The sequence below is a fragment of the Pseudomonas sp. genome (assembly GCF_037994325.1).
Taxonomy (GTDB): domain Bacteria; phylum Pseudomonadota; class Gammaproteobacteria; order Pseudomonadales; family Pseudomonadaceae; genus Aquipseudomonas.
In genome coordinates, this window is the sequence record NZ_JBBNAH010000432.1 from 1 (window position 1) to 13,706 (window position 13,706).

The 13,706-nt window shown below is 59.4% G+C and carries 13 protein-coding genes; 8 read left to right on the plus strand and 5 right to left on the minus strand.

Features of this window, described 5'->3' with window-relative positions:
• The coding region (locus tag AAAB16_RS14510; protein WP_340663949.1) for an HPP family protein at positions 1–741 on the minus strand (741 nt) is incomplete at its 3' end.
• A 249-nt stretch (positions 742–990) separates the two neighbouring features.
• On the opposite strand from AAAB16_RS14510, the gene AAAB16_RS14515 reads away from it, so the two are divergent.
• Positions 991–1,788, plus strand: coding sequence for an SDR family oxidoreductase (locus AAAB16_RS14515; RefSeq protein WP_340663950.1), 798 nt, complete (start codon positions 991–993; stop codon positions 1,786–1,788).
• Between the two features lie 81 nt (positions 1,789–1,869).
• On the opposite strand, the gene AAAB16_RS14520 is transcribed toward AAAB16_RS14515, so the two are convergent.
• Positions 1,870–2,793, minus strand: coding sequence for a GGDEF domain-containing protein (locus AAAB16_RS14520; protein ID WP_340663951.1), 924 nt, complete (start codon positions 2,791–2,793; stop codon positions 1,870–1,872).
• A 301-nt stretch (positions 2,794–3,094) separates the two neighbouring features.
• Positions 3,095–4,264 (minus strand): phage tail sheath C-terminal domain-containing protein, encoded by a 1,170-nt coding sequence (locus AAAB16_RS14525; RefSeq protein WP_340663952.1) that lies wholly within the window; start codon positions 4,262–4,264, stop codon positions 3,095–3,097.
• A gap of 195 nt (positions 4,265–4,459) precedes the next feature.
• Here AAAB16_RS14525 and AAAB16_RS14530 point away from each other — a divergent pair, with 195 nt between their 5' ends.
• The 5 genes from AAAB16_RS14530 (at position 4,460) to AAAB16_RS14550 (ending at position 9,649) form a co-directional block, all read left to right on the plus strand.
• Positions 4,460–4,702, plus strand: a complete 243-nt coding sequence (locus tag AAAB16_RS14530) for a hypothetical protein (protein ID WP_110618659.1) — start codon at positions 4,460–4,462, stop codon at positions 4,700–4,702.
• A gap of 146 nt (positions 4,703–4,848) precedes the next feature.
• Positions 4,849–5,760 (plus strand): Ku protein, encoded by a 912-nt coding sequence (locus tag AAAB16_RS14535; RefSeq protein ID WP_340663953.1) that lies wholly within the window; start codon positions 4,849–4,851, stop codon positions 5,758–5,760.
• Positions 5,761–5,778: 18 nt separating this feature from the next.
• The gene (gene ligD / locus AAAB16_RS14540) at positions 5,779–8,334 is read left to right on the plus strand and encodes a DNA ligase D (protein ID WP_340663954.1); all 2,556 of its coding nucleotides are present in this window, start codon (positions 5,779–5,781) and stop codon (positions 8,332–8,334) included.
• Positions 8,335–8,460: 126 nt separating this feature from the next.
• Entirely contained in the window at positions 8,461–9,318 is an 858-nt protein-coding gene (locus AAAB16_RS14545; RefSeq protein WP_340663955.1) for an SDR family oxidoreductase, read from the plus strand.
• A gap of 40 nt (positions 9,319–9,358) precedes the next feature.
• Positions 9,359–9,649: a Rho-binding antiterminator gene (locus AAAB16_RS14550; RefSeq protein WP_340663956.1), complete on the plus strand. Its 291-nt coding sequence runs from the start codon at positions 9,359–9,361 to the stop codon at positions 9,647–9,649.
• Positions 9,650–9,808: 159 nt separating this feature from the next.
• Here the strand turns inward: AAAB16_RS14550 and AAAB16_RS14555 are convergent, their stop codons facing one another.
• Entirely contained in the window at positions 9,809–10,708 is a 900-nt protein-coding gene (locus AAAB16_RS14555) for an AraC family transcriptional regulator (protein ID WP_340663957.1), read from the minus strand.
• 315 nt (positions 10,709–11,023) lie between these two features.
• Here AAAB16_RS14555 and AAAB16_RS14560 point away from each other — a divergent pair, with 315 nt between their 5' ends.
• The gene (locus AAAB16_RS14560; RefSeq protein WP_340663958.1) at positions 11,024–11,374 is read left to right on the plus strand and encodes an antibiotic biosynthesis monooxygenase family protein; all 351 of its coding nucleotides are present in this window, start codon (positions 11,024–11,026) and stop codon (positions 11,372–11,374) included.
• Here the strand turns inward: AAAB16_RS14560 and AAAB16_RS14565 are convergent.
• Positions 11,353–12,303 (minus strand): LysR family transcriptional regulator, encoded by a 951-nt coding sequence (locus tag AAAB16_RS14565; protein ID WP_340663959.1) that lies wholly within the window; start codon positions 12,301–12,303, stop codon positions 11,353–11,355. The genes AAAB16_RS14560 and AAAB16_RS14565 overlap by 22 nt on opposite strands.
• Before the next feature lie 375 nt (positions 12,304–12,678).
• Between AAAB16_RS14565 and AAAB16_RS14570 the strand changes: the two genes are divergently transcribed.
• On the plus strand, positions 12,679–13,706 hold a 1,028-nt coding region (locus AAAB16_RS14570), incomplete at its 3' end, for a TonB-dependent receptor (RefSeq protein ID WP_340663960.1).

A 13,706-nucleotide genomic window follows, 5' to 3' on the forward strand; every position in this document is an offset into this window, starting at 1 on the left:
GGTTTGCACATCGCGGGACATGATGTGCTCGGCGCGAATATCACCCATGCTGCGGCGCAGGGCGTTTTTTTCCGTGGCACGGATGATCTGCTTGAGGTCTTCGCGCTGGATATCAACAAAACCGCCAAGCTCATTAAGCGCTTCGTCCAGATCGGCACTGGTAATGCCCACGCGTTCTTGCGGGGCGTTGTCTGCTGTGGCGTGCAGGCTGGTGGCTGGTGCCGGCAACTTGGGGTAGCGCACACCGGTGAGGTTGTTATAGAGCAGGGCCAAGGCCAGCAAGGCGACGGCGTTAAACAGCGCCGGGTAAAGCAGATGCCAGCCGAGGGCAGTTATCTGCGGGCCGCCAAGTACCAGGCAAATAGTCAGCGCCGCGCCCGGTGGATGCAGGCAACGCAGCACGCACATCAGCACCAGGGTGGCCGCGACTGCCACTGCGGAAGCAGCAATACCGGGGCTGATAAATAGCAGCGTGGTGATCGCCACCACGGTGGCAACGCTGTAGCTGCCAACCAACGACCAGGGTTGCGCCAGCGCCCCGGATGAAACCGCAAATACCAGCACCGCCGACGCCCCCAGTGGCCCGAGCAAATGTGCGGCCAACTCATGGCCAAACAACGCGCCGCATGCCCACGTGCAGGCAAACACAGCCAGTGCCGCGCCATAGGCAGCGCGTAGCCATTCGGTAGGGCGGGTGTTGGAAGCAGACGGTAAAAACGCGGACAGCCAGGTGGCGAACATCAGATGGCAGAACTCAGCGAATACGACGGCGCGCAGTGTGGCGTCAGGCTAAAAACATGACCAATGAATAATAATGCAGGTTTAGTGCAGAGTTATTGCTTTAAAACGCGTTAGCTATCCGTCGATAGTTAAATGTTGGCTGACATATAGACTTTTAAAATTATGACCGTAATCTAAGCTCCAGTAGTGTGCTCGCAACGCACCACCAAACCTGCCACGTGAATTGAAACCGCTATGGAGAACACACAAATGACTCAGCAAAACACCAAGGGCACTGCGCTGGTAACAGGGGCGTCATCGGGTATCGGTGCGGTATATGCCGAGCGCTTGGCGCGTCGTGGTTATGACCTACTGCTGGTCGCGCGTGACCAGCAGCGCTTGGAAAAACTCGCCGCCAGCCTTAGCGCTGATTTCGGTGTGCACGTGGAAGTATTAAAGGCCGACCTGACGCAAAAGACCGACATCAAAACCGTGGCGCAGCGCCTACGCAGCGACAGCGCCATCAGCCTGCTGGTGAATAACGCGGGTGTTGCGCTGGATGGCCCGCTGATCGAAGCCAATGGCGACGCCATCGACAATATGCTTGAGCTGAATATCACCGCTGTCACTCATCTGGCCGCCGCCGCGGGTGCCAACTTTGTCGCGGCTGGGCGTGGCGCGATTATCAACCTGGCCTCAGTTGTCGCCCTGGCGCCGGAAATATTTAACGCCACCTACAGCGCCACCAAGGCCTATGTACTGAGCTTGAGCCAATCGCTGCACGGTGAGTTGGGCAAACAGGGGGTACAGGTGCAGGCGGTACTGCCGGGCGTAACCCGCACGGAAATCTGGGAGCGCTCTGGCATTGACGCCAACCGCATTCCAGCGGCGATGATTATGGATGCTGGCGAGATGGTCGATGCGGCGCTGGCCGGCTTTGATCAGGGCGAGTTGGTGACTATTCCTTCGCTGCCCGATGCGGCGGATTGGAATGCGTTTGTCGCCGCACGGCAAAAGCTTGGTCCTAACCTGTCCCACAGCCAGGCGGCCGCGCGCTATAAGGCTTGATTGAGTTTTACCGCGCTATGGATGCAAAAAGGCCAGTCAATTGACTGGCCTTTTTTTGTCGGCGCCGCGTTTTGCCTGGGCTTAGCCGGCCATGGTCAGCCGATTGCGACCGTCACGTTTGGCCACGTACAGCGCGTTATCGGCGCGGCGTAACAGGCTATCAACCGACTCGCCCGGCAGCAGGCAAGCGCAGCCCAGGCTCACCGATACGTCGATAGACTGGCCCTGTGCGGTGCATTGCAGCTCTTGTACGGCAAAGCGCAGGCGTTCACCGACCATTGCGGCGCCTTCGCGGCTGGTGTTGGACAGCAGCACCAAAAACTCTTCGCCGCCAAAGCGGAAAATCATATCGATATTGCGCAACTGTGCTTTTAGCGTGGCAGACATCGCCCGCAGTACTTCGTCGCCGCTGCTATGGCCGTAGGTGTCGTTGATGTGCTTGAAGTGGTCAACATCCAGCATCAGCACCGACAACGGTTGCAGGTTGCGCCGCGCCAAGTCGACCTCGCGTTGCAGCGCCTGGTCCATGGCGATGCGGTTGCCGGTGTCGGTCAATGGATCGCGCAGCGCGCACTGCACCGCTTTGCGGTAGAGCAGGGCGTTACGCAGCGGAAAGAGCATGCAGGCCAGCAGCGATTCCAACTGCGCCAGCTCTTCCTCGGAAAAACGCTGGTTGCGGCGGAAAATCAGCTCGCCGAGATACTCACCGTCGTGGTTCAACCGATAGCCGGCCGAGTGCGTGGCACGCGTGCCGAGTTCCAGGCGCAGGTCGCTGGACGGGTGTTGGTAAGCCACGGCATCCAATGGCACCAGGCGCTGCACTTCGCGGAAAAAGATTTCCAGGATGCGCTCAACTTCCAAGCTGGTCTGCAATTGCAGGTTCAGCTTCTGCCGCAGCTGTGCCAGAGACACCGGGCGCACGGACTGGCGATTGCTGGCAAAACCCAGGCGCTGCAATTTAGCGGCGTCAAAGTCGATTGTGTTGGATTTGCTTGGCGGGACCATACCGGGGAACCTCAGGCGCGGAATGCGGCGACAAGTTCCCTTTTGCGAATAGTGTGCCAGGTGTCACAATTCCATTTTTAGGCCAATAAAAACAATGGTTTATATGGGTTTGTCAGGCGCTTGCGGCTAGTTTTTGCCGCTGTTTTGCCGGTTGTTTGGCGAGAGTGGCCATACGCTGCCGCAGCTTTTAGATAAGTAGTCATTTTCCTGGCGCGTCGTAGTTCGCTGCTTAGTTCGATGCTTGGACTGTGCAGTGCGCATGACGGCATTGGGGGATTGAAGCCCTACCTGAATCGCGCAATCAAACCTTAGCGGCAATGGTCATCTGCTGGATATTCAGCATTACAAACTCCCCGGGTTTTAGCGCAGCGAAGCCGATGTTTATGCTGACAACGCCGCGCTCACGGTCTTGGCCGCTATGGTTTTGCTCATCGCATTTAACGAAATACGCCTGCTCCGGTGTCTTGCCCTGGAAGGCGCCTTGGCGAAACAGCGCCAACATAAACGCGCCCACGCTCAGGCGAAGCTGCGCCCAAAGGGCTTCATTGCTGTGTTCAAACACCACCCATTGAGTGCCGCGGTACAGGCTCTCTTCGATAAACAGCGCCAAGCGGCGCACAGGAATGTATTTGTACTCGTCGGCTTGGGCGTCGCTGCCTTTCAGCGTGCGCGCGCCCCAGGCGACGTGGCCAAAGGCAGGAAAGGTGCGCAGCACATTGATGGCTTGCGGGTTGATCTGGCCGTTTTGCATATCGTTGAGCGCCAGGGCCAAGTCGACCACCCCGAGCAGCTGCGCGTCGGCGCCGGCCGGCGCTTTCCATACGCCATGGTTGCTGTCGGTGCGTGCATACACGCCCGCCAAAGTGCCGGAGGGTGCAAGGCTTCGGGGTTGCCCGGCGGCGTTGGGGTCTGGCACACGTACCGGCGGAAAATAGGTAACGGCATTGCGCGACTGGGAGATGCCATGCGCCCACGGGCTGATGTCGGCAAGCGTTCGATTGGCCGGCGCGTCAACGATATAAAACGCCCGCTTGGCTTCGCATAGCGCTACAGCAGCGCTGATCACACGGGCTTCTTCGCCGCCGAGCATGTCGAAGGTTTCCGGTATTAGCAGCAGGTTGAATTGATCGCAGGCGAGTAGGGCATAGAGGCCGCTTTTGTCCTGCTCATTGCCGACCAACTGCTCAGCGCCGCCGCGCCCGCCATTGGCGTCGGTCACGCGGACGATCCAGGCGTGGCTGCCGCCATTGGCAAAGAACTGGCTAACGGCATAAGACAGCGGGCTGTCCGCGTGCAAACCGCCAAACTCACGCTCGAACTCGAGCATGCCCTGTATGGCTATGGCCTGGTCGGTAATGCCCTGGCCCGTATAGCCGACAAACGCAGCGATCGAAGTTGGCACTGCGGCTATGCGATGCATAGCAACCGTCGCTTCCTCGATATACACGCCGGGAGCGTGGATTTGCGCCATTTGGCTGCCTCCTGTGCGCTTTAGAGCCTTCGACAGCATAGATGGCCGGGCGCGGCGCTCCATCTGGCACGGCCGCCAAACGCCGCCATCCGACAGATGGCCGCGCTATAGACGCCAGCAGCGGCAAACAAAACTGCAACTCTTTTTTCCTGGGGTCGGTCCCAATTGGGTGCGCAAACATAAGGGGGCTTTGCCATGTTTCGTGATTTCGACACCTGCATCGCGTGGACCGATGCCATGAAGGAAGGGCACAACTACGTAGGCCTGATCGAATACCAACCCAAACGCATGGGCGCCGAAGTGCGCGTGTTGTGGGTCGTGGTGCCAGGCTGCGTATGTGAGACCGAAGCGGAAATTGCCGCCGACAATATGCTGCGCGAGATCAGCGATATCACCCAGCTGGACCGCGTGACGTATAGCGATGGGGTGATGTTGTAACGCGCCGCTATTGCTAGCTATGTACCTGGATCCCCGCCTACGCGGGGACGACGCAGGACTGTTTAACATCGCCGTCATCCCTGCGCAGGCAGCGATCCTGGCACGAAAATCCCAGCGCGTATCGCACCACACCGAGGTAACCGCACATGCCACGTGCAATCTGGAAAGGCGCCATCAGTTTCGGCCTGGTGCATATCCCCGTCGCGCTGACGTCGGCCACGACCTCGCAAGGCGTGGACTTCGACTGGCTGGATAAACGCAGCATGGATCCGGTGGGTTACAAGCGCATTAACAAGGTCACCGGCAAAGACATCGACAAGGAAAACATCGTCAAGGGCGTCGAGTATGAAAAGGGTCGCTATGTGGTCTTAAGCGAAGACGAGATCAAACAAGCGCATCCGGCGGCCACGCAAACCATCGATATTTTCGCCTTTGTCGACCGCGCGCAAATTCCCCTGCAAAACATCGACACCCCCTATTACCTAAGCCCGGACAAACGCGGTGAGAAGGTCTATGCCTTGCTCCGGCAAACGTTGGTCAACACCGACAAAGTGGCCCTGGCCTTGGTGGTGCTGCACACCAAACAGCACCTGGCGGCCGTAATGCCGCTGGAAGACGCCATGGTGTTGGTGATGCTGCGTTGGCCCAGCGAGGTGCGCGGCCTGGACAGCCTGGAACTGCCGGCAGCGGTGAGAGACGCCAAGCTGGCCAAAGGCGAATTGGATATGGCCAAGCGCCTGGTGCAAGACATGAGTGCCGAGTGGGCGCCAGACGAATACCAAGACAGCTTTACCGAGCAGATCATGGCGTTGGTCGAGCAGAAGGCCAAACAAGGCAAAATCGCCTCAGTGGAGAAAGCCACCGAGGAGGGTGAAAGCCGGCGCAGTGCCGACGTTATCGACCTCACCGAATTGCTCAAACGCAGCCTTGGCGGTAAACCCAGCGCGGCAAAAAAGCCGGCGGCTAGCAAAGCCAAACCCGCTGCCAGTAAAGCGGCACCGGCCAAAACGGCGAAACCGGCGGCGAAAAAAACCAGCAAAACCAGCAAGGCGAGCTAGGGCGCCGAGGGCTTGGCTATGAGCGAGTACAACCGCAAACGCAACTTCACCATTACCTCGGAACCGCGCGAGGAGTCGGTTAAAAAAGCCCGCAAGGCGCCGGGTTCATTGCGTTTTGTGATTCAGAAACACGACGCCAGCCACCTGCACTACGACTTCCGCTTAGAACTCGATGGCACCCTGAAAAGCTGGGCCATCCCCAAAGGCCCAAGCCTTGACCCGCAAGACAAACGCTTGGCCGTGCACGTGGAAGACCACCCCCTGGGCTACGCCACATTCGAGGGCAGCATTCCCGAAGGCCAATATGGCGCCGGCGATGTGATTGTTTGGGACCAAGGCGTGTGGCAGCCCCATGGCGACCCGCAAGAAACTTACAAAAGCGGCAAGCTCAAATTTGCCCTGATTGGCGAAAAGCTCGGCGGTGAGTGGGCGTTGGTGCGTACCCGGCTTAAAGGCAGCGGCGACAAAGAGCAGTGGCTGCTGATTAAAGAGCACGATGACGTTGCGCGGCCTGCCAGCGAATACAACGTGGTCGACGAGCTACCCAATAGCGTGATCAGCGGCGCCGCCGTTGGCCAGGGCCGAGCCGGCAAAAAAGCCCCGGCCGCTAACACCAAGCTAGCCCATGGCCAAGCCACCAAGGTTAAGGCCCGTAAGCCGGCGGCCAACCAGGCGCATACCGCCATCCCGGACACCCTGAAGCCGCAACTGGCGACCCTGGTTACCGAAGCCCCAAGCGGCGATTGGGTGTATGAAATCAAGTTTGACGGCTATCGCATGTTGGCGCGCATCAAAGATGGCGAGGTCAAACTATTTACCCGCAATGGTCACGACTGGAGCGCGCGCCTGCCCGAGCAAATCAAGGCCCTGCAAGCGCTCAAGCTGCAAGACAGTTGGCTGGATGGTGAAACCGTGGTGCTCAACGACGACGGCATGCCGGACTTCCAAGGCTTGCAAAACGCCTTCGACGAAGGGGCTAGTCAGCAGATTCTCTACTACCTATTTGACGCGCCGTTTCTAAACGGCGAAGACCTGCGGCAAACACCGCTGCAAGACCGTCGCGAAGCCTTGAAAAAAGCCCTTAAAGGCGTGGGCAAACGCAGCCCGTTGCGCTTTTCCGATGCCTTTAGCGCCGCCCATCAAGACCTGGTAACCAGCGCCTGCGCCATGGGGCTGGAAGGCGTGATTGGTAAACGCTTGGGCAGCACCTACGTATCGCGCCGCAGCGATGACTGGATCAAGCTCAAATGCCGCCATCGCCAGGAAATGGTCATCGTCGGCTACAGCGCGCCCAAAGGCAGCCGCAGTGGTTTTGGTGCCTTGCTGGTGGCCGTGCACGAAGACGGCAAGCTGCGCTATGCCGGCCGTGTCGGTACTGGTTTTGACGCCAAGCGGCTCGAGCATTTAATGGCGCAAATGAAGCCGCTTGAGCAGGATAAATCGCCCTTGGACAAAGCCGTCACCAGCGCCCAGGCGCGCGGTGTGCAATGGCTGCAACCCAAGCTGGTATGCGAAGTGGAGTTCGCTGAGTGGACCCGCGAAGGCGTAGTGCGCCAAGCCTCGTTTATCGCCCAACGTACCGACAAACCGGCAGGGCAAATTACTCAGGAGAAGGCCGTGCAGCCACCAGCGGCCAAGGCAACGGCCAAGCGCAAAGCCAGCAGCGGAAAAAACCAGCGTGAGGAGTTGGACAAGGTGTCCATCAGTCACCCCGAGCGGGTAATCGACGCGCAAAGCGGCACGCAAAAAGTCGAACTGGCGCAGTTCTACCACGACATCGGCGAGTGGGTAATGCCCCATCTACGGGGCCGCCCGGTATCGTTATTGCGCGCACCTGACGGTGTCGAGGGGCAGCAGTTTTTCCAAAAGCATGCCGAACATTTGGCCATCCCGAACATTACTCATCTCGACCAGAAGCTCGACCCCGGCCATGCGCGGTTGATGCAAATTGACTCCCTAGCGGCGCTGATTGGCGCGGTGCAAATGGGCTGCATTGAACTGCACACTTGGGGCGCCATCACTGCCGCCATCGACAAGCCCGACCGGATGATTCTTGACCTCGACCCAGACCCCGCGCTGCCCTGGCGCAGCATGGTGGAGGCGACCAAATTGACCCTGGCGGTGCTCGACGAAGTGGGCCTGGATGCATGGCTGAAAACCAGCGGCGGCAAGGGCATGCATATCGTCGTACCGCTGAGCAAACACGCCAGCTGGGACACCGTGAAAGCGTTCGCCAAGGCCCTGGCTACCTTTATGACCAAACAGATTCCCGAGCGCTTTATCGACAAGATGGGCCCGCAGAATCGCATCGGCAAAATTTTTATCGACTACCTGCGCAACGGACGCGGCGCCAGCACCGCCAGTGCCTACTCCGTGCGGGCGCGGCCGGGCCTGCCGGTATCGGTGCCGATCAGCCGCGATGAGCTCGACGGGCTGAAAAGCGCCGCGCAATGGACGGTCGACAACCTGCGTGAGCGCCTGGATAGCCTGAAACAAGACCCCTGGCACGACTACCACAACCGCCAGCGCATTACCGCCGCGCATTGGAAAAAGCTTGGCGCCAAGCCGGTTTGAGCCGAGCAGCGCTGCAATAACGCAGGCGGGCCCCAGAATTGTTCAGGCGTGCGCCGTTACCTTGCCTTTGTGGATCCTCGCCTTCGCGGGGAGGACCGAGGTTGCTCCCGACATCTGGAGAAAATAATGAGCGAAGAAAAAACCCTTCCGGCGCAGCACCAAGAGCAGCAACCCGGTAGCGAAACCGAAATGCGCCCACAGCCACAGATCATCAGCGAGTATTACCAAGCTGCCGGCAAGCTCGATGGCTGGGTGGCGATAGTCACGGGCGGTGACAGTGGCATCGGCCGAGCCGTAGCCGTGCACTTTGCCCGTGAAGGCGCCAACATCGCCATCGTCTATCTCGACGAGCACGACGATGCGGCCCGCACCCGCGATGAAATTCATGCCCTGGGCCGTGGTTGCCTAGTGTTTGCCGGCGACGCAGCGGATAAAGACTTCTGCCAAGGCGTAGTCGATAACTGCCTGGCCGAATGGCAGCGCCTCGACGTATTGGTCAATAACGCCGGCGAACAGCACCCGCAAGACAACCTTGAAGACATCAGCGAGGCGCAGTGGGAGAAAACCTTCCGCACCAACATTTTCGCCATGTTCCAGCTCACCAAGGCCGTGCTGCCGCACCTCAATGCTGGCGCCAGCATCATCAACACCACCTCGATCACCGCCTATAAAGGCCACGCCACGCTGTTGGATTACGCCTCCACAAAAGGCGCGATCACCTCGTTTACCCGTTCGCTGGCGTTAAACCTCGCACCGCGAGGCATACGCGTTAACGCCGTCGCGCCGGGGCCGATCTGGACGCCGCTGATTCCCTCTACGTTCACGGCTGAACAGGTCGAGCATTTTGGCAGCAACACCCCCATGGGGCGCCCTGGGCAACCCTCGGAAGTGGCACCGGCCTACGTGTATCTGGCCAGTGCCGACTCCAGCTATGTCAGCGGGCAAGTGATACATGTGAATGGCGGCACCGTGGTTAACGGCTAACTCGTTGTACGCTAGGCGTCTCAAACTTGGAGACGTTGCTATGAGCACCCCCGATGGCCGCTATCAACCCTTGAACTGCGACCTTTACGACTTTGTGGAGATGGCCTGTCTCTACCAATACCGCTTGCTAGTGGAAATGGTCGAAGGCGGGCGCTTCGAAGCCAAGGCGTTGGATACCCGCACGAACAAGCACAAAGAGGAATATTTGACGGTTGAATTGGACGGCGAAAAGGTCGAGTTGCGTTTGGACCGCTTGCTAGCCATTACGCCGCTAAACGACCACGCCAAGTTTGGCCGTGTGGAGCTTGCTGGCCGTCATTGCGCAAGGTGAATCCGGCGCACTACATCTGGCCCGTAGGGTGCGCTGTGCGCACCGGAAGTAAACGCCGCAATCCCTTGGTGCGCGCAGCACACCCTACGCCACCCATTAAGCGGGCGGCAAACCTCGCGCAGGGTGCGCACACCGCCATCACGTCGAGTGGGTTGCCTATTAGGCGATGTTTTTCATCCGCGCCAAATCTTTCAGCGGTGGCGCGCCAAACAGGCGCCGGTATTCGCGGCTGAATTGTGACGGGCTTTCATAGCCCACCCGATAGCCAGCCGCCGCCACTTCCAAGCCTTCACTGATCAATAACCGCTGCGCCTCTTGCAGGCGCAGTTGCTTTTGATATTGCAGCGGGCTCATGGCGGTTACTGCTTTAAAACGGTGGTGCAGGGCGGACACGCTGAGGTTGGCCACGCGCGCCAGTTCTTCGATGCGCAGCGGCTGGTCAAAGTTGGCATTGAGCCATTCCACGGCGCGAGTAATGCGGTGCGATTGGCTGTCAGCCATGGCGATTTCAATCAATTGCTGGCCTTGCTGGCTACGCAGCAGACGGTAGTAAATTTCTCGCAGTGCCAGTGGCGCCAGCATGGTGATATCCCGTGGGGTATCGAGCAGTCGGGTCAGGCGCAGCACGGTGTCGAGCAGCGATTCATCGATGCGGTCCAGGTACATACCGCGGCTGGCAGGCCGTGCAGGCAAGCCCACGGGGCCGGCGTCGCTGATCATGCGGGTGATTTCGGCGGGGTCGAGGTCCAGGCGCAAACACAGATACGGTTTGTCCGGGCTGGCTTCGGTGACTTGCCCGGTCACTGGCAAGGTCACCGACACCACCAGATAGTTCAGCGCGTCATAAACGTAACTTTCGCCGCCAAGACTCACTTCCTTGCGGCCTTGGGCAATGATGCACAGCGCCGGCTTGTGCACGCCACGCGCCACCGGGGTGGGCTGGTCGAAGCGAATCAGGCTTAGCGGGCCGATGGCGGTTTGAAACGGGCCTTCCGATGGAGTGAAGCGCTCGATTAACGTCGCCAGTTCGTTTTGACGTTGCTGGATTGGGGTTTCCATACGGGCCTCCGGAAGGTGGTGGAGCGGGGTAGCAAACTCTGCCGCGCAGCTTGCGCACGCGAACGCCGTTTGGCCAGAGCTGCCGGTGCGTTTGAGCAGGATTAGGCAAGCATAAGACAGGATCAGATAAATACGACAGCTGGCAAAACGCCAAGCTAGGTGCCACGGGGCAAAGCGCTCGCGAACTTTTGCAGGATTAGGCAAAAGGAAAGCAGGAAACGGATAACCGGCCAGCGCCCTGGTGCGTACTCTGACAACCGTGGCAAATCGTCAGCCCGCCACGTTTCTGTTTCTGACTTTCAAGGAGAACGACTCATGTCTGAGCAAGTCAGCACGTTGGTGTTTATCAAAGCCTGCGAAGGCCCTCGGGCCAGCACTGAGCTGCAAAGCCGCCTACAGCAATTGGTTCGCCTGTCCCTTGGCGAACCGGGTTGCCTGGCTTATTCACTGCAACGCTCGTTAACCGATCAACAACTGTGGTTATTGCAGGGCACCTGGCAGTCGACTGAAGCGTTAAATGCCTACCTCTGCCAGCCGCCGTTACAGGTGCTTGGCGGGCTGCTCAGTGAGCGCCTGGTGCAAGAGCTGGATCTGCACACCTTTAGTGGCGCCGTCGGCCATGTCGATGCGATCACCCACAGCCCTCACGCAAAAGCATTTGCCTGAGCGCGCGCGGCGGCCGGTTGCCCGAGCTCGCTGTCGACTTCAACGAGCATGGCAATCATCGCCCGCGCTGCTGCCGAAAGGCGGTAACCGGCTCGGCTAACAATCCCGCAACGGGCTTGCAGGCTTTCGTCGACCGTGGTCGGCAGATTGCGCCAATACAAGCGCACCAGTTCACCGCGCTGCAGTTCCTGGCCGAAGAATTCTTCAGTGGCGATGCCAATGGCGTCGGTGTTGCGCACGATATCCACCAGCGACGGTAGATGTTCGCAGGTGACCGTGGGGTGGTAGTCGGTGCGCCCGCTGAGGTTAGCCAGGTACTTGCGTGCCCGTGCCGGAATTTTCGGCGCGGCGATCGGGTAGTCGAACATATCGTTGGTCGACAAACTTTCCTTGGCCAACAGCGGGTGCCCCGGGCGGCAAAAGTACACGCCACGGCGCGGGGTGATGGCCTGGGTGTGGAAGTTGGGGTCGGCCTCAAACTGGGTGATATCGGCGATAAAGAATTCAATCTCGTCGCGCGACAGGCTGCGGCCGAGTTTTTCCCAGTTATCCACTTCAAAACTCAGGCTGATGCGCGGGTGCTGCTTAACAAACTGCGCCACCGCGCTCGGGACCAAACGCGCCGCCGGGGCCGGGCCGCAACCAAAGCGCAAGTCGCCGGCATCCAGTTTGGTCATCTGATCAATTTCACTGCTCAGATTGGCCGCGCCTTGCACCAGGCGCAGGGCATGTTGCAGCACCACCTGGCCCTCCGGCGTGGGGCGCAAATCCTTATTGCCGCGGTCCACCAGGGCGCAGCCGAATTCCTGCTCAAGGCCCTGAATAGAGCGGCTAAAGGCCGGTTGGGTGATGCCTATGGCGTCCGCCGCGCGAACGAAACTGCGGTGTTCTATTAAGGCGATGAAATAGCGCAGTTGTCGGAGATCCATATGCTTTCCTGGCATTCAAAAAATAAGTCGAAGGCATTTGCTGCTGTATGGGTGCTGGTTTTAAATGCATGCTCTTATTCCGTCAACAAAGCATGTTTATATTGTTTAGAACATAAACGAATATGAATATGGCAACGTGCACAAGGGGAGCCGCATGGCCAAGCCATACCGCAACACGCACCAACGCCAAGCGCACCAGCGCATGTGTTGCCACGTCTATTAATTCGCCAGCCGTCACCCGCCACTTGCGGCTTTTCCTGACGCGCTAGCAGCGATCAAAAAGAAGATTTTTTCGAGCACCGCCGTTGCGCGGTGGGGGATCGTTTTGCCTGCGCATTTGCCCGCAGGCCAGACGAAGACAAAAGGATTCGCCCGATGCGTTCGACCATTAACCCGTTCACCCCGCGCTTGGCGCGGCCGTTGGCGGTGCGCCGCTTGGCCACGCCTGAGTACGCGCTGACCTTGATTCTGGCCCTGAGCAGCGCCGGCCAATGGAGCAGCGCTTGGGCCGCAGAAACCGATGGCAGCGATGTGCTGGCAGCCAGCGCCGTAGAAGAGGGCAGCACCAGCGCGACTACCAGCAGCAAAGCCGATACCGCCCTGCAAAAAGTCACCGTAACGGCCCGCCGCCGCGAAGAAGACGCCCAAGACGTACCAACGCCCATCACCACCCTCAGCGCCGGCACCCTGGAAGCGCAGCGCATCTACAAGGTGCAAGACCTGCAGCAAGTGCTGCCCAGCGTAAACGTGGCGTTTATTCATGCCCGCCAATCCAGCGTGGCGGTGCGCGGTATCGGCAACAACCCAGCCAGCGATGGCCTGGAAGGCAGTGCCGGTATCTACCTGGATAACGTGTACCTAGGTCGCCCCGGCATGGCGGTGTTCGACATGCTTGATATCGAACAGATCGAGCTGCTCCGCGGCCCACAAGGCACCTTGTTTGGCAAAAACACCACGGCTGGCGTGCTGAATATCACCACCAAAAAGCCGACCTTTAGCCCGGAGCGCACCGTGGAAGTGTCGGGTGGCGAAAACGGTTATTTCCAAGGCAAGGGCACGGTCTCCGGTGCGTTGACTGACACCCTGGCCGGGCGCCTCTCGGCCTACCGCACCCGCGACGATGGCTACACCAAAAACATCTACAACGGCGATGACCTCAATGGCGGCGAGCGCCAGGGCGTGCGTGGCCAGTTGCTGTTCCAGCCTAACGACGACTTCAGCCTGCGCTGGATCAACGACTACAACGAAGAAGACTCCAGCCAGGGCACCATGGTGGTCTATGGCCAAAGCAACCTGTACCGCCAACGCGCAGCACTGGTTGGCGCTTCACCGGTGAGTGACCCTGGCCGTAATGAAGTGAATATCAACGGCCGGCAAAACGTCAGCGTGCACCAGGGTGGTAG